Annotated in this window: 16 protein-coding genes; 4 read left to right on the top strand and 12 right to left on the bottom strand. The window is 69.7% G+C overall.

Features of this window, described 5'->3' with window-relative positions; translation table 11 throughout:
* Positions 1-53: 53 nt before the first annotated feature.
* The 4 genes from DMH03_RS31155 (at position 54) to DMH03_RS31140 (ending at position 3,540) form a co-directional block, all read left to right on the top strand.
* A complete protein-coding gene (locus tag DMH03_RS31155) occupies positions 54-767 on the top strand; it encodes a sulfite exporter TauE/SafE family protein (RefSeq protein WP_233611735.1) in 714 nt (237 codons plus the stop codon).
* Between the two features lie 29 nt (positions 768-796).
* Positions 797-1,996 carry a sensor histidine kinase gene (locus tag DMH03_RS31150; RefSeq protein ID WP_125795575.1) on the top strand — a complete coding sequence of 400 codons (1,200 nt, stop codon included), beginning with the start codon at positions 797-799 and terminating at the stop codon, positions 1,994-1,996.
* Entirely contained in the window at positions 1,984-2,631 is a 648-nt protein-coding gene (locus tag DMH03_RS31145; RefSeq protein ID WP_125795574.1) for a response regulator transcription factor, read from the top strand. Before DMH03_RS31150 ends, DMH03_RS31145 begins: the two co-directional genes overlap by 13 nt.
* 714 nt (positions 2,632-3,345) lie before the next feature.
* Positions 3,346-3,540 carry a hypothetical protein gene (locus DMH03_RS31140; RefSeq protein ID WP_125782913.1) on the top strand — a complete coding sequence of 65 codons (195 nt, stop codon included), beginning with the start codon at positions 3,346-3,348 and terminating at the stop codon, positions 3,538-3,540.
* Here the strand turns inward: DMH03_RS31140 and DMH03_RS31135 are convergent.
* The 12 genes from DMH03_RS31135 to DMH03_RS31080 all read right to left on the bottom strand — a co-directional run bounded on the left by DMH03_RS31135 (position 3,537) and on the right by DMH03_RS31080 (position 21,041).
* Entirely contained in the window at positions 3,537-6,848 is a 3,312-nt protein-coding gene (locus DMH03_RS31135) for a serine hydrolase (protein WP_125795573.1), read from the bottom strand. The two genes, DMH03_RS31140 and DMH03_RS31135, sit on opposite strands and share 4 nt — an antisense overlap.
* Entirely contained in the window at positions 6,845-7,837 is a 993-nt protein-coding gene (locus DMH03_RS31130) for an ABC transporter ATP-binding protein (protein ID WP_125795572.1), read from the bottom strand. The genes DMH03_RS31135 and DMH03_RS31130 overlap by 4 nt, the downstream gene beginning before the upstream one ends.
* Positions 7,834-9,732, bottom strand: a complete 1,899-nt coding sequence (locus DMH03_RS31125) for a dipeptide/oligopeptide/nickel ABC transporter permease/ATP-binding protein (RefSeq protein ID WP_125795965.1) — start codon at positions 9,730-9,732, stop codon at positions 7,834-7,836. The genes DMH03_RS31130 and DMH03_RS31125 overlap by 4 nt, the downstream gene beginning before the upstream one ends.
* A gap of 169 nt (positions 9,733-9,901) precedes the next feature.
* On the bottom strand, positions 9,902-10,882 hold the full coding sequence (locus DMH03_RS31120; protein ID WP_125795571.1) for an ABC transporter permease: 981 nt from the start codon (positions 10,880-10,882) through the stop codon (positions 9,902-9,904).
* Positions 10,882-12,480: an ABC transporter substrate-binding protein gene (locus DMH03_RS31115; protein WP_125795570.1), complete on the bottom strand. Its 1,599-nt coding sequence runs from the start codon at positions 12,478-12,480 to the stop codon at positions 10,882-10,884. Before DMH03_RS31115 ends, DMH03_RS31120 begins: the two co-directional genes overlap by 1 nt.
* Positions 12,481-12,504: 24 nt before the next feature.
* The gene (locus DMH03_RS31110; protein WP_125795569.1) at positions 12,505-13,392 is read right to left on the bottom strand and encodes a serine hydrolase; all 888 of its coding nucleotides are present in this window, start codon (positions 13,390-13,392) and stop codon (positions 12,505-12,507) included.
* Positions 13,389-14,777 (bottom strand): serine hydrolase, encoded by a 1,389-nt coding sequence (locus DMH03_RS31105; RefSeq protein WP_125795568.1) that lies wholly within the window; start codon positions 14,775-14,777, stop codon positions 13,389-13,391. The genes DMH03_RS31110 and DMH03_RS31105 overlap by 4 nt, the downstream gene beginning before the upstream one ends.
* A 121-nt stretch (positions 14,778-14,898) precedes the next feature.
* Positions 14,899-15,810 (bottom strand): serine hydrolase, encoded by a 912-nt coding sequence (locus tag DMH03_RS31100; RefSeq protein ID WP_125795567.1) that lies wholly within the window; start codon positions 15,808-15,810, stop codon positions 14,899-14,901.
* Between the two features lie 87 nt (positions 15,811-15,897).
* Positions 15,898-17,166, bottom strand: coding sequence for an MFS transporter (locus DMH03_RS31095; protein ID WP_125795566.1), 1,269 nt, complete (start codon positions 17,164-17,166; stop codon positions 15,898-15,900).
* Between the two features lie 140 nt (positions 17,167-17,306).
* A complete protein-coding gene (locus DMH03_RS31090) occupies positions 17,307-18,977 on the bottom strand; it encodes a CdaR family transcriptional regulator (RefSeq protein WP_125795565.1) in 1,671 nt (556 codons plus the stop codon).
* Positions 18,978-19,053: 76 nt separating this feature from the next.
* Positions 19,054-20,160, bottom strand: coding sequence for an o-succinylbenzoate synthase (gene menC / locus DMH03_RS31085; RefSeq protein WP_125795564.1), 1,107 nt, complete (start codon positions 20,158-20,160; stop codon positions 19,054-19,056).
* Positions 20,157-21,041: a GNAT family N-acetyltransferase gene (locus tag DMH03_RS31080; protein ID WP_125795563.1), complete on the bottom strand. Its 885-nt coding sequence runs from the start codon at positions 21,039-21,041 to the stop codon at positions 20,157-20,159. The genes menC and DMH03_RS31080 overlap by 4 nt, the downstream gene beginning before the upstream one ends.
* Between the last annotated feature and the right edge of the window lie 24 nt (positions 21,042-21,065).

Here is a 21,065-nt window from a genome sequence, read left to right as displayed (position 1 = left end):
TCCTCTTCAGGCCCCGGCTACCGGCGCGGCCGCGAGGGCCGCACCATGGAGGGGTGGGAACCCTGGCCATCACTTCGCTGGCGGCGGCGGCCGGGGTCGTCGCCCAGCGCCTCTCCGGGATGGGGCTTTCCCTGATGTGCGTGCCGTTCCTGGCGCTGACACTCGGCCCGCTCGATGCCGTCCGGCTCACCCTGCTGCTCGGTTTCCCGGTCTATCTCGCGGTCGCGATCACGCATCGGCGGTCGATCAGATGGGCGCAGGTCGCCTGGCTGATCGTGCCCGCGGTGGTGTGCACGCCGGTCGTCGCGCTCCTGGTGCGCAACGCTCCCGAACGTCCACTGCTGCTCGCCGCGGGCGGTTGCTGTGTCCTCGCCGTCGGTGTGCTTGCGAGCGGAGTCACCAGCAGACGGCTGGCAGGGAGGACGGGTGCGATCGGCGCCGGCGTGCTGAGCGCGGCGATGAACTCCGTCGCCGGGCTCTCCGGCCCCGCCGTGGCGGTGTACGGGGCGAGCGCGGGCTGGGGCGCGGACGAGACGCGCGGGACGCTGTCGATCTACTTCTTCCTGCTCGGCCTGGTCGCGCTGCCCAGCCTCGGCTGGGTGGAGGTGCCCGTGAGCGTGCTCCTCGCGGTCGCTGGCTCGGCTCTCGCGGGCGATCTGCTGGGCAGAGCGCTCAGCCGCCGCGTCGGCGATCGGTCCGTCCGCTGGTCGGTCCTCGTCCTCTCGGCGGCCGGTGGCGTGCTGACACTGGGGCACGCCGCGTTCTGAACCCCGGGCCCGGATGGGAGACTGTCCGGGTGATCACCCGGCTCCGGTCCTGCTGGTCCGCGATCCGGTACCTGGCGGTCGGCGCGGCTTCTTCGATGGTCGATTGGTTCGTTCTCGTCGGCATGCTGTTCGTGCTGCTGATGTGCCCGTTCGGCGTCGGGATCCCGGCGGTGCCGCACGCGCTCAAGCTGATCAGGTACCCGGTCAACTTCGAACGCCGTCGCGCCGCGCGCCTGCTCGACGAACCGATCCCCGAGCCGTACCGATCCGAGAACCCGGTGACCGATCCGGCCTCGCGACGGGACCTCGCGTGGCTCGCCTTCCACGCCGCGACCGGTTTCATCATCGGCATCTTCGCCATCGCCTTCCCGCTCGGCGGGGTCCGCCAGGTGGTCACCGCGTTCATCTGGCCGGCGATACCCGGTGGGGTGCAGAGTTCGCTCGGCTTCATGGTGACGTCGTGGCCGATGGCCGCCCTCAGCCTGATCACCGGTGTCGGCATGATCGCGCTCGTCTTCCTGTACCCCCGCTTGGCCCGGTGGCAGGCGTCCATCGCGCGCAAGCTGCTCGCGCCCGCACCCGGTGTCGTGCTGACCGACCGCGTCGTCGAACTGGCCGCGTCGCGTGCCGCCGCGCTGGAGGCGCACGGCGCCGAACTCCGGCGGCTGGAACGGGATCTGCACGACGGGACGCAGGCGCGAATCGCCGCGGTGGTGCTGCAGCTCGGGATCGCCGACTCGATCTTCGAGAAGGATCCCCGGAAGGCACGGGAGTTGCTCGGTAAGGCCCAGGACACCGCGACCGGCGCGCTGGCCGAACTTCGCAGCGTCGTACGAAGCATCTACCCGCCGCTGCTGACCGACCGCGGTCTCGACGGCGCCGTCACGGCGCTGGCCGATCGCTGCCCCGTTCCGTGCACAGTGGACGTTCTGAGCAGCAGCCGCCGCCCCGCCGCGGTGGAGGCGGCCGCCTACTTCGTCGTCGCCGAGATGCTGACCAACATCACCAAGCACTCCGGCGCCGAACACGCCTGGATCACCCTCAACGGCACCGCCGACACCCTGTTCATCGAAATCCGCGACGACGGCCACGGCGGCGCCGACGAATCCGGCGGCTCCGGCCTGTCCGGGATCCGCAAACGCGCCGAGGCGTTCGACGGGACCTTGCAGTTGTCCAGCCCCGCCGGTGGGCCGACCGTACTGAAAGTGGAGTTGCCATGCGGGTCGTGATCGTCGAGGACGACGCGCTGCTGCGCGAAGGCCTGGTACTGCTGCTGAACACGTCCGGCATCGACGTCGCCGCGGCGGTGGACGATGTGGACGAGTTCCTCGAACTGGTCACCAACGACCGTCCCGACGCGGTGATCACCGACGTCCGGCTGCCGCCGACCCACACCGACGAAGGTCTCCGTGCCGCCGTCAAGGCGCGGAAGATGCATCCCGGACTGCCCGTACTCGTGCTGTCCGCACACGTCGAAACCGGCTACGCGGCGGAACTCCTGGCCGACGGCAAAGGCGCAGTCGGGTACCTGCTCAAGGAGCGGGTCGGGAAGGTCGAGAAGTTCCTCGACGCGCTGGACCGGATCGTCAAGGGCGGGACGGCGATGGATCCCGAGGTGATCACCCAGCTGATGGCGCACCGCCGGGCGACCGATCCCCTCGAAGGGCTGACCGCGCGCGAGCGTGAGGTGCTCGGGCTGATGGCGGAGGGCTACAACAACACGACCATCGCCGAACTGCTGGTGGTGAGCGATGGCGCCGTGCACAAGCACATCCGGAACATCTTCGCGAAACTCGGGTTGCCGGAGGACAGCGGGCATCGGCGGGTTCTGGCGGTGTTGGCCTACTTGAGCGGGAAGGGCTAAGCGCCCGTCAGGCTCTCGTGTCAGGTGGTCGTTCCGTGAAGGTCGAGTTTCCTCGGCTCAGCCGAGGAAAAGGGCCTTCACGCGCTGTCGTCGCGGTGGGTGGTGCCACTGAGGCTCAAGGTGGCGTTCCGGGCCCGCCCTCTTGGCCCTGACGGCCCGGGTGACTCACGACCGCCCGGCCAAGATGTCGCGAAAGCCACTTTCGGGACATCCAGCGTCCCGTACGCGGACTGGTATTTGCTTGCCCACACTTGACCAGGGCGAAGGTGAAGCGTCAGCGGCGGCGCGTTCGAGTGTGGAGGATTCGGGACGTTGAACGTCCCGAATCTCCACGCTCGGATCACACGACCACCTGGCCTGTGCGAGGGTGACGACTGAGCGTCTGCCGGGTGTTGACGATGTAGGAATCGGGACGTTGAGTGTCCCAATTCCTACATCGTCGAAGGGAGTTCGCCGAGCGGGGAAGATTCCGGACGTTGAACGTCCGGAATCTTCCCCGCTCACCCACATCAGCATCCAGTGGGCAGGCAAATACAGGTCCACCAAAGTGGCTTTCGCGACATGACCGTTGAGGGCTTGAGGTGACTGGCCGCCACACGGGGCCGTAAGGGGCGATCGGGAACCCAGAACGCGTCGCGGGGTAGCGCCAGCACCACCCCGCGACGGGGGTCACTCCCCTGTTCCCCCGCCGCGCCGTTCCATAACGTCTTTCCCATGAACGACACCAAAAACGCCGGCGGCACGATGGTCACCGCTTCCCTCTGGCTCGTCCTCCTCGTCAGCGCCGCCGCCAACTCGATCGGACAGTTCGCGGGGATGGACTGGACCCTCCGCATGATCGCGGGAGGCGTCTCGGTCGTCTGCATCGTGCTTCTGGTCATCCGTTACGTGGCACGGCGTCGCAGCTAGACCTTCGGTGTCGCACGCACTCCGTGGTGCAGGTACGGCTCCCCGGTCGGCAACGTGTAGAAGGTGACCGGCATCCAGGTCCGCGCGCCCGGCTCACGGCAGACGTAGAGCGAGTCGGTCACCGGGACGAGGTCGAACTCCTGTGTCTTCTCCGGCACGAGTTCGGCCAGCGGTCCGGTGACGGTCTGCCGGAGCCGGAGTCCGTCCCCTTCGGACAGTACCTCCATCGCCACGCCGGCCCGTTCGTAGACACCGACGTGCCGCGAACCGTCGACGGTGACCGGTGTCGCGGGTGGCTCCAGCGGCCGCGGCATCGCCACGTCGGCGAGTTCGGCGAAGATCTCGCGGTACAACTCCTGGAACAGGTCGCGGGTGTTGCCGCCGTTGGTGAGCAGGGTGACGGCGAGCCCTTGATCGGGCAGCAGCCGCAGGAACGCGGATTGCCCGATCGTGTTGCCGTCGTGGCCGATGACCCGCCGTCCGCTCCAGTCGTCGCGGATCCAGCCGAGACCCCACGAGTCGCCGAGCGAGTGCTTGTCGGGGATGTCGGCCTGCTTTTCGGCCATCGCGGCGACGGATGCCGTGGTCAGGATCCGCTCTCCAGACGGAGTCAGGCCGCCTGTCAGGTGCAGGCGGGCGAAGCCGAGCACGTCCTTGGTGGTGGCGGTGATCAGACCCGCCGGGCCCATGTTCCTCGGGAGACCCCAAATCGGTGCGGGCCGCGGTTCCTCGTCCTCACCGGCGACGTGACCGACGGCGGCGCGGAACATCAGCGCTTCCTCGGGCAGCGTCACGGTGTGGGTGAGGCCGAGCGGGGTGAACAATTTCTCCCGCATCGCCGCGTCCCAGGTCTGCCCGGTGAGCTTCTCGATCACCCGGCCCATGAGCACGAAACCCGAGTTGCAGTAAGAGAAAGTCTCGCCGAGCGGATGGTTCTGCGCGGCCTGGTCGAGGATCTCGACGTAGCGCTCGAGGGTGTCGTCGCCGCGCCCGGTGTCGGTGAAGACGTCTCCGTCGATCCCGCTGGTGTGCGTCAGCAGATGCCGCATGGTCACCTGCTTGGCGACGTCCGGATCGGCCAGCCGCAGTTCGGGGACGACGTCGGCGATCGGCGCGTCCAGGTCGAGGAGTCCTTCGTCGACCAGTTGCATCACCACGGTCGCGGTCCACACCTTGGAGACCGAGCCGATCTGGAACACCGAGTCTTCGGTGACTTCGACGCCGGTCGCCGTGTTCAGCACACCGTGGGAAACATGGGTCTCCGCGTCGTCCCCGATCCGCGTGATGCCCAGCGCCGCACCGGGAACGCGGTACTTGCGCGCGAGTTCGGCCAGCCGCCGCTGCCAGTGTGCCGCCTCGATCGGCACGCGCGACACCCCGTCCGCCGGAGCCGCGTACTGCTCGACCCATTCGAGGACGCGCCGGTTGAAGTCGACGCGGTGCGAGGGCGGGCCGTCGAGGACGAACAGATGCGAAGCGCCCGGGTACAGCACCAGCCGGGTCGGGACGCCACGCGCACGCAGCGCCCCGAACCACTGCTCGGCCTGGCCGACCGGGCAGCGCTCGTCTTCCGCGCCCTGGATGACCAGGGTCGGCGTCCGCACCTGATCGACCTTGGCGAACGGTGAGAACTCCGCGTAGCCCCCGGGCTGGTCGCCGATCTCGCGGACGGCCAGGTAGTGCCCGGCGTCGGAGGTGCCTTCCATGCTGGTCAGGTCGCTGACCACGCCCCCGGAGACGGCTGCGGCGAAGCGGTTGTCGCGGCTGGTCAGATAGCAGGTCATGAAACCGCCGTAGCTGTATCCCGCCACGGCGAGCCGGTCGGCGTCGGCGATCCCTTCGGCGACCAGGTGGTCCAGCGGTTCGAGGAAGTCGGCGGCGTCGGCGACTCCCCAGCCGCCGACGGCGCCCGTGTAGAAATCCTCGCCGTAGCCGTCGCTGCCGCGAGGGTTGAGTAGCAGCACCGCCCAGCCTCGCGCGACGAGCGCCTGGTGGTAGAGGTGGATCCAGTCGGCCGCGCCGTTCCAGGCGTTGTGCGGGCCGCCGTGGATGTCGAGCAACAGCGGCGCCGCCTCCGACCTGGCGGGGTCACGCAGCAGCCAGCCGTGGACGACGGTGCCGTCCGCGATGGTGAATTCCCGCTCCTCGTGGCGGAACAGTTCCACCTCGGCGACCGAGGCACCGTGCTTCGTCCGCACGTCGACGGCGCCGGTGGCCTGATCGACGACGGCGATCTCGCCGTACGAGGTGGCCGTGGCGAGGGCCACCACGATCCTCCCGTTCGCGGTGTCCATTCCGGACACGACGCGATCCGCGCCCGCCAACACCGCGCGCGGATTTCCGCCATCGGTGTCCACTTGGTACAGATGGGTGCAGCCTCGGTCGCGGAGACCGAACAGCACGGACCCGCCGTCCGCGGTCAGCTTCGGCAGCGCGCCCGGATAGCCGGCGCCGCCGACCATCACGTTCCGGTCCAAAGTGGACGCCAGGTCGACGGGGTCGCCGCCGTCGAGCGGGACCCGCAGCAACCCGATGTGGCCGACTTCGGTGTCGACCCGGCCCGCCACCAGGAGCTCGCTCCCGTCCGCGGTCCAGGTGACCGTTCCCACCATGCCCTCGCCGGAGCCGATCAGCCGCGGTTCGGCGGCCTTCGTGGTCACGTCGAGAACATAGGCGCCGGAACGGAAGGTCAGGTCCGCGTCGGCGTCCCGTCCGGCCGAGAAGGCCAGCCGCGTCCCGTCAGGTGACCAGGCGGGGTCGCCCGCGTGCCAATCGCCGAAGGTCACCTGCCGGACCTCACGCGTGGCGACATCGAGGATGTGCAGATGCTTGCGGATGGTCTTGATCAGCCCGGCGCCGTCGGCCTTGAAGTCCAGCCGGTCCGCCACCACCGGGGCGTTCGGCGCGGGCACGCCGCCCGCCAGGTCGGTCGCGGCCGAGAACGCGATCTTTGCTCCGTCGGGGCTCCAGACCGGGGCACCCGCCCCGAGCGGGAGTTCGGTGATCCGTTCGGCCTCCCCGCCCGACGACGGCAGGAACCACACCTGCGGCGCACCGTCCTCGGCACGGAGGAACGCGATCCGCGTGCCGTCCGGCGCCCACATCGGCGCCAGGTCGGCGGTTCCGCGCGTGAGCTGCCGCGCTTCGCCGCCGGTCGCGCCGACCTCCCAGAGCGTGTGCTCGTTCCGGTCCTCGTCGCGGTTCGCGGTACGCAGGACGTAGACGATCCGGTCGCCGTCCGGTGAGAGCGCGGGCTGGCTGGGGACGGCGATTCCGTACAGGTCGTCGAAACCGAGACGTCGGGTCATGATGCGGTCGCTCCTCGGGGGATCGTGAGCCGGCGGCTCTCGTTTTCGCTGAAGTGGCAGGCCGCCGAATGACGTCGATGTGCCGCGTCGTCGGCAGGGTCCGCCTGGAGACAGAGTTCTCGGTCGGCGCGGACGAGCGGGCCGACCGGGCACCGGGTGTGGTAGCGGCATCCGGACGGCGGGTGGTGCGGGTCGGCGGGCTCGGTGTCGGCGGTCGCCTCGTCCGCGCCGGTGTCGAACAGCGACGTGTGCGCGGAAGGCGCCGCCGCGAGCAGGTCGCGCGTGTACGGATGCTGCGGATCGCCGAGCACCTGCTCGGCCGGGCCCACCTCGACGATCCGGCCGAGGTACATCACGGCGACGATGTCGCTGAGATAGCGGATCACCGCGAGGTTGTGCGAGATGAACAGCATCGACAGGCCCAGCCGCCGTTGCACGGACCGGACGAGGTTGAGCACCGCGCCCTGCACCGAGACGTCGAGCGCGGAGGTGATCTCGTCGGCGATCAGCACGTCGGGCCGCCCGGCCAGCGCACGGGCCAGCGCCACCCGCTGACGCTGACCGCCGGAAAGCTGCCCTGGCAAATGGCCCGCGCGTTCGGGATCGAGGTTCACCAGCTCCAGCAGCCGGGCCACCTCTTCCCGGCGCGCGGCGCGACCGGGGAGCACGCCACGCGGAATCGCTTCGGTGATCGACTCCCCGATGCTCATCCGAGGGTCCAAAGAGGAATACGGATCCTGGAACACCATCTGCAGCGGAGGACGCCGGGGCAGCTTCCGGACGTCGACACCGCCCAGCAGGACCCGTCCCTCGCTGATCGGCGAGAGCCCGACGGCGGCACGGGCCAGCGTCGATTTCCCCGAGCCCGATTCGCCGACGAGTCCGACGACCTGTCCGGAAGGGACGGTCAGCCCCACCCGGTCGACAGCGGTGAGTCCACGCCGTCCGCCGTATCGCACGCTCACCGTGTCGAAGACGAGATCACTCATTCCGCACCTCCGGCGGTCACGGTTTCCTTGGCGGGCCGGGAAAGCGGCGCCGGGTGCCAGCACGCGACGCGGTGCCCGGGTTCCACGCGCTCCAGCACCGGGTCTTCGAGACGGCACCGGTCGGTCACCGCGGGACACCGGTCGGCGAAGGCGCAGCCGGTGGGCACGCGATCCGGTTCCGGCGGTCGGCCGGGGATCACCGCGAGCGGCGTGTCACGATCGGTCTCGAGGTCGACCGTCGAGGCCAGCAGAGCCCGCGTGTACGGATGCCGCGGCGTCCCGGCCGACGGCAGGTCCTCGACCACCCGGCCCGCGTACATGACCAGCATCCGCTCGCACGTCTGCGAAACGACCGCGATGTCGTGGCTGATCAGGATGATCGCCGTGTCCCGTTCGGTCCTGGTGCGCGCCAGCAGCCGCAGCAGCTGCCGCTGCACCGTGACGTCCAGCGCCGTGGTCGGTTCGTCGGCGATGATCAGCTTCGGGTCGCCCATCAGGCCCATGCCGATCATCGCGCGCTGCCGCATCCCGCCGGAGAACTCGTGCGGATACTGCCGCGCACGCCGTTCGGCCGCCGGGATCCGCACCGCGCGCAACCGGTCCACGGCTCGTTCGAAGGCCTTGGCCCGTGGGAGTCCCTGATGCTGTTCGGCGACCTCGGCCAGCTGGCGGCCGATCCGCCTGGTCGGGTTGAAGGAGGTCATCGGATCCTGGAACACCATCGCCAGCGACGTGCCGAGCAGACCGCGCAACTCCCGTTCCGGCGTCGTCAGCAGGGGTTTCCCGGCGAATTCGAGCCGGTCCGCGGTGACCACGGCCGGTGCTTCGACCAGCCGTGACACCGCCAGGCCGGTCAGGCTCTTCCCGGAACCCGACTCACCGACGACGCCGATCGCCTCGCCCGCGCGGACGGTGAAGCTCACCCCGCGCACCGGAACGGTCCAGCCCGAGGGACGTGGGAACGCCACTTGGAGGTTTTCCACGACCAGCACGGCGTCTTCGTCGCGCTCGAAGGACTCCCGTGCCGGGGAGACCGGCCGTGGCGCGAGTTTGCGCAGCCCGGTCCGGACGCCGATCACGCCTGCCACGGTCTCGCCGACCAGGTTGAAGGCGAGCCCGGCCAGCACCACCGCGACGCCGGGCGCGAGCGCGGCCGCCGGGTTGACGTAGATCCCGTTGAGCCCTTCGCCGAGCAGCCGTCCCCAGTCGTAATCCGGTGCCTGCACGCCGATGCCGAGGAACGACAGCCCGGAGAACGCCAGCAGGCAGGCACCCGCGCCGATGGTCGCGTTCACCACCAGCGGTTCACCGATGTTGGGCAGGATGTGCCGCACCAGCAACCGGATCCGCCCGACGCCGGAGATCCGCGCGGCGGACACGAAGTCCTGGCCCGCCACGGAAGCCGACAACGTCTGCGCCAACCGCGCGAACGCCGGGGCCAGCGCGAAACCGACCGCCAGCACGGCGCCGTGGGTCCCGACCCCGAAGATGACCGAGAAGAACAGCACCAGCAGCAGCCCGGGGAACGCGACCGCGATGTTCACCGCCGAGGTGACCAGCCGGGCGGCCGGCCGGGGCAGCAGCGAAGGCAGGGTGCCGAGGACGAGTCCGGTCACCACCCCGATCACCGTCGCCAGCAGCGCCAGCAGTACCGAAAGCCGGGTCGCCACCAGGACACGGAAGAGGATGTCGCGGCCGAGATCGTCGGTGCCCAGCCAATGCGCGGCGGACGGGCCCTGGCCGATCGCGTCCGTGTCGATCGCGAAGGCGTTGTCGTGCCACAGGATCGGGGCCAGCACCGCGAGCGCGATCACCACCAGCAGCAGGGTCGCCGCGAACCCGCCCACCGGGGTGCGCAGGGCCGCGGCCCATTTCGCTCCGCGCCGATTCGCCATGTCAGTGGTTGCCATCGGAAGCCCTCCGGGGGTATTCGGCGGATCCAGGTTTCCGCTGGGCGTGCGGCCGCGAGGCGCTCGTACCGGGGTTGTACTCGGGCCTTGCGGCCGTGCGGCCAGCGGGAAGCTGGGCCGTCGAGACCTCCGGAAGACTTCCGATGGTGACCACTTAGTTCTCCCGGATCGTCGAACGCGGATCGAGTACGGCCAGCAGCACGTCCACCGTCAGATTCACCAGCAGGACCCCGATGCCGTAGACGAGCACGATGCCCTGCACCAGCGGATAGTCCTTCTGCAGGATCGACTGGGCGATGGTGGAACCGAGACCGGGCCAGGCGAACACGTTCTCCACCAGCACCGTCCCGGCGACCATCCCGGTCAGCATCAGCCCGCCCATGGTCAGCGTCGCGGTCAGCGCGTTCGGCAGCGCGTGCCGCAGGTAGACCAGCCGCGCGGGTAGCCGTTTCGCCCGCGCGGTGCGGATGAAGTCGTGGCCCAGCACGGAAAGTGTCTCCACTCGGACGATGCGGGAGAGCACCGAGGCCGGGCCGAGCGCCAGCGCGATCACCGGGAGCACGAGCGAACTCGCCCCGTCGCTCCCGGCCACCGGGAACCAGCCGAGCCGGACCGCGAAGAACGCGACCAGCGCGACCGCGAGCAGGAACTCCGGGATGGCCGCGAGCAGCACGGTCGTCGAGGTGAACGCCAGCTCGCCGCCCCGTCGTCGTCCGCCGCGGGTCAGCACGGCGAACAGGAGGCCCAGCGGGATCGCCACCGCGATGACCACCGCGAAGGCGGGCAAGGCCAGCTGGAGGGTGGCGGGCAGCCGGTCCCCGATCACCTCGGAGACCGGCTGCCCGCTCGTCATCGACGTCCCGAAGTCACCGGTGACCACTCCACCGAGGTAGTGGACGTACTGCAGCCACAGCGGATCGTCGAGGCCGAGTGCCGCCCGTCGCGCGTTCACCAGCTCGACCGGCGCGGTCAGCCCGAGCGCCGCCCGGACCGGGTCGCCGGGGATCAGCTGGATCATCAGGAACGCCGTGGTGATCAAGACCCACAGTGAGACCGCGAACCGGCCGAGGCGACGTACGGCGAACGACAGCCAGGGACTGCCGCGCAACCCGGACGGGGCGACCGCGACCGCCATCAGCCGTACATCCGGATCGACGACGGCTCGACCGAGCCGAAACTGACCTTGAATCGCGCGTTGCTGCCGAAGGTCGGGATGACCGAGTTGACGTAGGGCACGACGTCCAGCCGCTCGATGAGCGCCGTCTCCGCGGCGAGCCAGGTCGCGCAGCCCGAATCACCCGGCATCCGAGCCGCCTGTGCGGCCTGTGCCGTGTACCGCTCGTTCTCGATATGCGCGAAGTTCGTGCCGGCGGGCGGTTTCGGCCCCGAGACGAACGGGACTGCCTGACTCGGCAGCAACAGGGTCACCGGCGCGAGCGAGATGTCCCACTCACCGGTGTTGAACAGCACCTGACTGGTCCCCGGGCTGTCGAGGCCCTTGAGCGTGACCTCCGCACCGGCTGCCTTCCACGACTGCTGCATCAGTTCGGCGGAGGGCGCCATCGTCGGACCCACCTGGGTGCCGTAGATGGCGGTCAGCGCGAGCCGTTTGCCGTCCTTCACCCGCACGCCGTCCGCTCCCGGCTTCCAGCCCGCCGCGTCGAGACCCGCCTTGGCGGCGGCGACGTCGAACGCGGGCAGCTTCCCGCTCACCGCGTCCCCGGTGCACGCCCTGGGTTCGGTGGTGACCATTCCCTGGCTGGGCGCCCCGGAACCACCGGTGAGCACCTTGCCGATCTGGGGCAGGTCGAGTGCCTGCACCAGCGCGCGGCGAACGGCGAGATCGGCCCCCGGGCGACCGGGACCCTGGTTGAAGAACATCTCGCCCATCGGCACGACCTGTTCGCCGTGATACAGCTTCTGGGCACGCAGGCGCTGCTGGTCCTGACCGGTGATCCTGGCGCTGTTGAGTTCACCGGACAGCAGCAGGTTCGCGGCGGTCGTGGTGTTCTGGATGACCCGGAAGACCACCTTCTCCGGCAGTCCCGGCTGCTCACGCTGCCACTCCCCCGGTCCCCACGCGTAGTCCTTCCGCCGGGTGAGGGTGTAGTGGTCGTTCGGCACGATTTCGGACATGGTGTACATGCCGGTGCCGTACTTCCCCTTGGCCAGCGCCTGCCGGTCGGTGACGCCCTTGCCGCAGACGATCGGCAGGCTGCCCACGTTGCGCAGCAGGAACGCGTCCGGTGCCCCGCTGGTGACGGTGATCGTCCTGGCCGTGTCGTCCGCGGTCGCCTTGGTACCCGGCGCGATCGCGAGTCCGGCCATCGGGGACTTGTTCGCGGGGTCGCCGATGAAGCCGATGTTCGCCGCCACGCCGCTCGCGGTCAGCGGCGTGCCGTCGTCACAGGTGATCCCGTTCCGCAGGGTGAAGGAGGCGGTGGTCGTGCCGGCCTCCCATTTCTCGGCGAGCCCCGCGATCGGTTTGCCGGTCTCGTCGAGGTTGATCAGGCTGTCGTAGAGGTAGCGGCCGATGTCCAGCGCGACCGCGAGCACGGTCATCGCCGGGTCCAGCGCTCCGGGGTCGGAGCCGATCGCCATGGTGAAGGTCTTGCCTTCGACCGGTTTCTGGTTCGCGGTCCGGTCCTGTCCGGATTGCGACGTCCCCCCGCACGCGCTCACGGTCAAGGCCACCACGCTCGTGATCGCGGCGGTGAGCCGGGCTTTCTTCATGCGGTTCTCCTACTGGGTCGCGCTCTACGCGCGGAGGTGGGCGACGGCGAGGCGGGCGGCCTCGCCGATGGCGGAATCGACCGCGGGCAGGCGGTCGGCGAGGGATTCGGCGCGGGTGAACACCGCGACGGCGTACCGGCGACCGTCCACATCGGTCACCACGCCCGCTTCGTTGCGGACGGCGGGCAGCGTCCCGGTCTTCGCCGCGATCGTCACCCCGGCCGGGAAACCGGACGAGATCCGATGCGGCCAGATCTGCTGGGCCATGATGGTCCGCACGCGTTCGCAGGCGGCCGGGTCGCCCGCGCGGTCGGTCCAGATGGCGTCGAGCAGCGTGGTGATCTCGCGCGGGGTCGACGCCGTGGTGCGTTCCGGGTCGAGTACCGAAAGCTTCCAGAGCTGTTCCGGCGTGGCCGCGGCGAAGACGGCTTCCAGATCGTCGTCCGGTTGCGCGCCGAGGTCGGCGATCACCGAGGCGAAGAGGTCCTCACAGCAGCCGATCAGCCGGGTCCGGGTGAGTCCGAGGTCGGTCAGGACCCGGTCCACCGCTTCCTGTCCGACCCGGTGGTAGACGACGTCGGTCGCGGCGTTGTCGCTCATCGTCAGCATGAAATGCGCGAGGTCGCGCCAGCTCATCTCGACGTCGTCCGCGCAGCCGGCGGTCCCGATCCCGCCGATCCGGTACCGCGCGGTGACGCGGGTCCGCTCCGTCTCGTCGAGCCGTCCGGCGGCCACCTCACGGGCGAAGGCGACCGCCACCGGGATCTTGAACACGGACGCGAGCACGACCGGGTCGTCCGCGCCGACGCCGACTTCGGGACCATCGGGGACGCCGACCTCGCGCGCGTGCACGAATCCGCGCGCCCCCGCGTTCGCGAAGACGGCCTCGATCTCGGCGCCGATTCCGGTCACCGGCTCACCCGCCGGTCCGCCCGTCCGGTGTGGACGTACAGCGCCCGTCCGTTGCCGTCGTCGCCGACGAAGGCGTGCGGGAGGTGCAGGCCGAGCTCACCGTGTTCGGCGACCAGCGTGTCACCCTTGTAGCCCAGCAGCCGGTTCTTCTCCGGACCCGTACCGAGGTCGGCGAACACGCCCTTCGGCGTCCGTTCCAGCCACAGGCCACCGTCCTCGTCCTGGCTCACGACGATGTCCGCGACCTGCGACGAGTACTCGCCCACATAACGCGACGGATCCGCCGGGGCCTCCGCGGCGTTGGGCTCCGGCAGCGGCGGGACCTCGACGCCCGCCAGGTCGCCCAGCACCTTCCGGAAGACGTCCCGGTAGAGGTGCAGCGGTTTGCCGCCGTTGGTCAGCAGCGCCACCGCGACATTGCTGCCCGGCACCACCCGCAGGAACGCGGACTGGCCGATGGTGCCGCCGTCGTGGCCGATCACCGGGCCGCCGTCCCAGTCAAAGATCATCCAGCCGAGCCCCCACGCGCCGCCCATCAGGCCGAGGTAGGGCAGTTCGACCTGGCGTTCCCACATGGCGCGCGCGGTTTCCGGCTTGAGCACCTGGGTGCCGTCGTCGGCACGGCCCTCGTTGAGGTGCATGCGCACGAAGGTCAGCAGGTCGCGCGGGCGCATCGCGAGATGCGAACCCGCCGGCACGTTCGAGCGCGTCAGCGCCCAGACGGGCGCGGCCACCGGCTCCTCGTCCGGCGACGGCTGGACGTGACCGATCGCGGCGCGGTACCGGATCGCGTCGTACGGTCCGGCCGCGGCGTGGGTCAGCCCGAGCGGGACGAACAGGTGGTCGCGCAGGCAGTCGTCGTAGGACTTGCCGCGCAGGACCTCGACGATCCTGCCGAGCACGCAGTAGCCGGCGTTGTTGTAGGAGAACATCTCCCCCGGGCCGAACAGCTGGGGCACGTCGGAAAGCGTGGCCACGAGCTTGGCGACGCAGTCGTCGCCCTGCCCGGTGTCGGTGAAGATGTCGCCCTCGAAGCCGGAGGTGTGGCAGGTCAGCTGCCTTACGGTGATCCGCGACGCCGCGTCGCCGTCGGCGAGGGTGAACTCGGGAAGGTAGTCACGGACCGGCTTGTCGAGGTCCAGCCTGCCCTCGTCGACGAGCTGCATCGCCAGGGTGGTCGTCCACACCTTGGTGATCGACCCGATCTGGAAGACGGAGTCCACAGTGGACTCGACGCCGGTGCTCTTGTTCAGCACGCCTGCCGCGTGGTCGATCACCTCGCCGCCCGCGAACACCGCGACGGCCGCGCCGGGCACCTGATGCTGCTCCAGCAGGGCGGAAAAGTTCTCCGCGAGCCAGGTCTCGATTTCGGAAAGTTTCGACATGCGCACCTCTTGTCCGTGGAAAGGGCGGTCCGGCGGTTCCCGGAATGCTAGGACGGTGACAGGCGTCACCGGTTCGTGCGGAACGACGAGAGCGGCGGGAAAATTCATCCGGGCGGACGAATCATTCGCTCCCGGCCTCGGGAAGCCTGAGCCATTCGACGGCCTGCGCGGCGGCGAACCCGATGAACGCGTCCCGCTCCGGCACCCTCGACCGCCCGTCGACGGCTTCGGTGAAAATCCCTACCGCGTAACGGCCGCCATCCGGGTACTCGACCACGCCGACCTCGTTGCGCACCGAAGGCAGGGTCCCGGTCTTGCCGCTGACGCGGATCCCGTCGTCCGGGAACCCGGACCGCAGCCGGTGCGGCCACACCTGGAGTTCCATCCAGCGCCGGACGTCCGCGCACGCGACCGGCGACGCCGCCTCGTCCCGCCAGATCAGCCCGAGCAGCCGGGTGATCTCTTCGCCGGTCGTGGCGCAAGTGTGTTCCGGGCGCAGTGCGCGCAACGCGGCGATCCGCTCCATCGGGAGGTCCGCCAGCAGCCTTTCGTCGTCCTCGTAGGAGATCCCGAGGTCCTCCCCGATGCTGCCGAGCACCTCCCCGCAGTCCTGCGGCACAGTGGTCTGCTCGAAACCGAGCCTCCGCAACGACTTTTCCGTCGATTCCTTCCCGACCCGGTCGAGGATCAGATCGGTCGCGACGTTGTCGCTGATCCCGATCATCAGGATCGCGAGGTCGTACCACGACATCGTGATCTCGTGCCGGAAGGTGGCCAGGCCGTACGGGCTCGGTGTCGGATGCCCCGGTGGGACGGTGATCCGCTCACCGAGGTCGAGCCCGCCCTCGGCGGCCTGCCTCGCCAGCTCCAGCGCGATCGGGACCTTGAAGACCGACGCCGTCACGACAGGGGTGTGCTCATCGACGCCGATCCGCCGGGTGCCGTCGACTTCGGCCGCGTGCAGCCGGACCCGGACGCCGACCTCTTTCGCACGGTCGTTGATCGTTTCGATGACTTCGGACGCGGTGGGCATGGGGCTCCTGTCTACTTTGGAGAGAGAGGGTTGCGTTGGGGTCGGCGACACGGGAGGGGAGGTGCCGGGAAAGTCCCGGATCGCCACTCACGACCCGGCGCTCGGACTCGCCGGCGCGAACGAGAACTGGCCGGGGTTCTGCGGCACCCAGAACGCCATCACGGCGGTGAGGAAGGTGGTGCCGATGAGGAAGCCGAACGCGGCGGTGTAGGAGAAGGTGTCGGCGAGCCAGCCCATCGCCACCGGCGCGACCGCGCCCGCCACCTGGCCGCCGAAGTTCATCACTCCCATGCCGATCCCGGTGACCGCGGTGGGGAGCACCCGCAGCGGTAGGCCGAAGACGGCCATCGTCGCCATGCCGAAGACGGCGAGGGCGAGCGTCTCGTAGACGGTGAACTCCGTCGTGCTGTCCGCGTTCACCATCAACGTCAGCAGCACCACGGTCACCAGCGCGATCGAACCGAGGTACCAGCGGCCGTGGTCGTGGAAGTACCGGTCGAACAGCCAGCCGCCGAGGATGGTCGTGCCGATGCTGACCAGCATCGGGATCGCGGCCAGTACCCCGGTCTGGCTCAGCGACAGACCCCTCGCCTCCAGCAGGTAGCTGGGCACCCAGGTGATCATCCCGTAGTTGAGCATGTTGGTGACGCAGAACAGCAGGGTGAACTTCCAGATCACCGGCGACTTCAGCACCTGTTTGCGGGATACCTCGGGGGTTTTCACCTCGTCGCGCGGAAGACTGCTGAGTTCCTCGGGCAGGGCCTTGGGCAGCATCGTCCACACGATCACCCCGATGATCGCGCCGATCCCGGCCATCCAGAAGAACGTGTGCCGCCAGCCGATCGCCATCAGCAGCGGGCCGACGATCAGCGGCGCCAGCCCGGCGCCGATCCCGCCGGCGGACAGCATCACGCCGGTCACCGTCGCGCGGTTGCCGGGGGTGGTCCGTTCGGCGATCGCCTTGAACGAGGCCGCCGGGAAAAGTCCTTGGCACACACCGAAAAGGCCACGGACGACGAGCAGCATGCCGAAGGTGCCCGCCATCCCGGTCATCGCGGTGAACGTCGACCAGAGCAGCAGCGTGACCAGCATCGGCCCCCGCGAGCCGTACCGATCGGCGAGAAATCCCGCCGGGATCTGGCAGACCATGTAGACGAGCGCGAACACGGTTACGAGCCAGCCCTGTTCGGTCTTGCTCAGCTCGAATTCGGCGCCGATCATCGGCAGCGCCATCCCGATCGAGAAGCGGTCGATGTAGTCGACCGCCCAGGCGAACACCATCACCACCATGGTGATGAGCGCCGTCCGGTTGATCCGCCGCGCTGTCCAGGTGTCCTCGTTGACCACTGCCGTCATGGCGCCTCCGCGGAAACTGTGGGAGAGAAGGAGAACGGCGCGAGCGTGGCGCCGATCACTCATTCTGAAACGCGCCCGGCGGACGGAGTTCGTGCGATCACACGAACATCGGCCGTCGTTTCGGGGCGGTCAGACCAACGTCAGTCTTCGATGCCGGGCGGCCCGGTCCGCGCGTCGTGGGGCAGCAGCCGCAGTTGCAGCATCGCGGCGAACCGCTCCCCCGCGTCGTCGAGGTCGATCTCGCCGACTTCGGCGAGCCGCCGTAGCCGGTAGCGGAAGGTGTTCGGATGGACGTAGGCCGAGGCGGACGCGGCGCCGATGTCCCCGAAGGCGTCCAGCCAGCAACGCAGGGTGTGCACCAGTTGTGACTGGTGCTGGGCGTCGTAGGCGAGCAACCGCGCGACAGGTCCTGTCGCGACGTCTCCCCTGGCCGCGGCGAGATCGGCCAGATCCAGCATGAGCGCGTCGACGTGGACGTCGTCGGCGGTCGCGACGCGTTTGGCTCCACCGTTGGTGAGCAGCACGCGCAGCGCCCGGTCGGCGCCGTCACGGGAGGCGTGGAGTCCGGACGCGTCGAGCGCGAGCGGCCCGACGCCGATCGCGGCCGCCGCACGGCGTCCGGTGCGTTCCAGGAACGTCGAAGCGACCCGCACCGAACGTTCCTGACAGTCGGAGTGGCCGCCGGGCATCGGCACGATGCCGTAGGCGACGTCGCCTACGAGCGCGACGGCCGAACGAGGCTGGACGGCGCTCAGGTGCATGGCCAGCGCGTCGGCGACCCGCTGGCGGTCCGCGACCAGACGGAGATCGTCCTCGAGCGCGGGCGAGCCGAGCAGACCCATGGCGAGCACGACCGACGGCTGACCGAGCAAGCCAAGCCGGGCGATGGCCTCCGGTGCCCCGGCGCCGCCTTCGAGCGCCGTGCTCACGAGATCCGCGCGCAGCCGCCGTTCGACGTCGGCGCCCGCGCGCAGCCGGAGCATGTGCAACGCGACCAGCTTCGCGGCGTCTATCAGCGCTTGGGTCCGCTCGTCACTGAGCGGTTCCCGAACCGCCGCCCAGATCGACCCGAGCACCTCGTCACCCGCGCGGACGGCGAGCGCCACGCGGGGGATCACGATCTCGTGGCCGTCATAGCGTTCCGGGTCGACGTACACGGGCGCCTGGTCGCGGTACAGCTTCTCGAAGATGCCGTCCCGTTCCAGGTTGCGGGCGAACCGCTCCGGCACCTGCCTGCCGAGGATCGTTTCGACCCGGGACGGGTCCGCTTCGTCCTGGCGTCCGGAGAACGCGAGGATGCGGTTGTTGCGATCCTCGATGGTCACCGGCGCGTCGATGAGCGCGGCGATCGCGTTGGCGAGGGCGAACAGATCACCCGACGGCATTCCGCCGAGCGTCTGCGGCGAGACCTCGCCGACGTCCTCTTCGGCGAGCAAGGTCCTGAGCATGGCGGCGAGCTGCGTCCAGGACGCGCCGCGCGCCAGCCCGAGCAGGGCGACGCCGGACGTCTCCGCGGCACGCCGGAGTTCCGGCGCCGGGGTGACGGGAGACCGGACGACGAGCGCCGCCGCACCTCTCGCACCCACGTCGTGCAAAAGGCGGACGACCTCGTCGTGCTCCCGCACCCCGACGCCGAGCACGACGGCTCCGCCAGGGATGTCGGATTCGTCGTGCGGATCGTGGATGACCACCCCGCCGAGTTGCCTGCGGGTGGTACGGCCGACCGCGACCGGCTCCAGGAGCACGTCCCCGAGGTCTTCGAGGACGCGCCCCAGGCTCGTATGCGGCTTGCTGGGCACCGGTGTCAGCACCCCCCGAAGTTAAACCCGGTCTCGCCGAACCGATTGGTCCGAGCCGACCAAATCTAACCCCGGAATTCGTAGAACGCTACGAACTGGTCCACGCTTTCTCGACGGTGACCTCGTCCAGCAGCTCGGGAATCGGAGTCACGCCGAGGCCGGGACCGGTCGGCACCGGCAGATGCCCGGCCTCGAGCACGAACGGCTCGGTGATGTCGGTGCGGTAGAACCGGCCGGACGCCGAGGTGTCACCCGGCAGCGTGAAACCGGGCAGCGAGGCGAGCGCGACGTTGGCCGCCCGGCCGAGGCCGGTCTCGATCATCCCGCCGCACCACACCGCGATCCCGTGCGCCGCGCAGACATCGTGCACCCGGCGGGCTTCTAGGTAGCCGCCGACGCGGCCCGGTTTGATGTTGACGATCTGGCAGGCGCCGAGCTTGATCGCGTCCGCCGCCGCCCTGGCGGAGACGATCGACTCGTCGAGGCAGATGGGCGTCCGGATGCGTTTCGCCAGTTCGGCGTGCCCGAGCACGTCCTCTTCTTCGAGCGGCTGCTCGATCAGCAGCAGGTCGAACGGGTCGAGCCGGGCGAGCAGGGGCGCGTCGCCCAGGGTGTACGCGGTGTTCGCGTCGACCTGGAGCAGCACGTCGTCACCGAAGCGTTCCCGCACCCGGCGGACCGGTTCGACGTCCCAGCCGGGTTCGATCTTGAGCTTGATCCGGACGTAGCCCTCGTCGAGGTAGCCGCCGACGACGTCGAGCAGCTGCGGGATCGAGTCCATGATCCCGACCGAGACCCCACAGGCCACGGAGTCGCGAGTGGACCCCAGTTCGGCCGCGAACGACCGGTCGTGCGCGCGGAGTTCGGCGTCGAGGACCGCCATCTCCAGCGCCCCTTTCGCCATCCGGTGACCCTTGAACTTCGCCAGCAACGGCGTCACCTTGTACGCGGTCAGGTCGTCGGCCGCCAGCAGGGCAGGGATCAGGTGATTCCGCAGCACATGCTCGGCGGCGTCGTTGTACTCCGACGAGTAGAGCGGCGCCTCCATCGCCACGCATTCGCCCCAGCCCTCGCCCGCCGGCGTCACCGCGCGGACGAGCAGCAGTTCCCGTTCGGCCTGCGTTCCGAACGACGTCCGGAACGGGGCCACGAGCGGCATCCGGACCCGGCGCAGTTCCACACCGCTGAGTTTCACGACTGCTCCTTCGAGATCACGTACCAGCCGGCACGATCGAAACCGGCGACCTTGGCGTCGTCCGCCATCAGTCCGCCGAGGACTTCGCGCAGGGCGACACGCCACGCGTTGCCGCGACCGGGATCGGTGCGGCGCAACCGTTCGATATCGGACGGGACGGCGACGAGGACGGTCGGCGCGTCGATGGAACCGATGCTCGGACCGCCGTCGGAGTCGACCGACAGCGCCTTCGCCGCTCCCAGCGCTTCCGCGTCGATCAGGACGGGTTCACCGAAAGTGGCGGCTCGGACCGCCGGGCTCGCCAGCTCCCAGCCGACCATCAACCGGTCGGTGTCGCCCGAACCGTTGATGCTGTCCTCCATCGGACCGTAGAAGTCGGGCAGGTACCCGATCGGGCGCGCGCCGAGCTTCCCCAGGTTGAAGTAGGCGTTGCGCCGCACCAGCGGGTCGAAGGTCCAGGTGATCACCGAGACGTCCTGGAGCAGCGCCCAGCCGCGCTGGTGCAGTTTGAGCGCGTGGCCGATCCCCCGGCCGACGCCCGCCTTCGCGACGCCGGCGATGTGGCTGTGCAGACTGGCCTTCCCGGGATTCCCGAAGAAACCGAAACAGGCCCCCAGCAGTTCGCCGTGTTCGAAAGCGCCCGCGACGTAGTTCCCGGCCGAGGACATCGCCCGCAGCAGTTCCGTGCTCACCGGCCGGGCGCCGGGCGCGGTCTGCCAGATCGACTCGAACAGGCCGACCACCGCGGCCAGATCGGCGATTTCGGTGAGTTCGCGGATTTCGACGCCCGAAGCCGCGGCCGCGGCCCGCGCGGCGGCGACGGCTTCGTCGCACACCTCCCGGGTGACCAGGCTTTCCGCGTTCGTCGCAAGATTCGTCACGGGACGATCCTTTCCCGGCTCGGC

The sequence above is a fragment of the Amycolatopsis sp. WAC 01376 genome (genome assembly GCF_003947415.1).
GTDB lineage: Bacteria > Actinomycetota > Actinomycetes > Mycobacteriales > Pseudonocardiaceae > Amycolatopsis.
The sequence above is the reverse complement of the archived record's forward strand: the minus strand, read 5'-3'. Positions and strand labels throughout refer to the sequence as shown.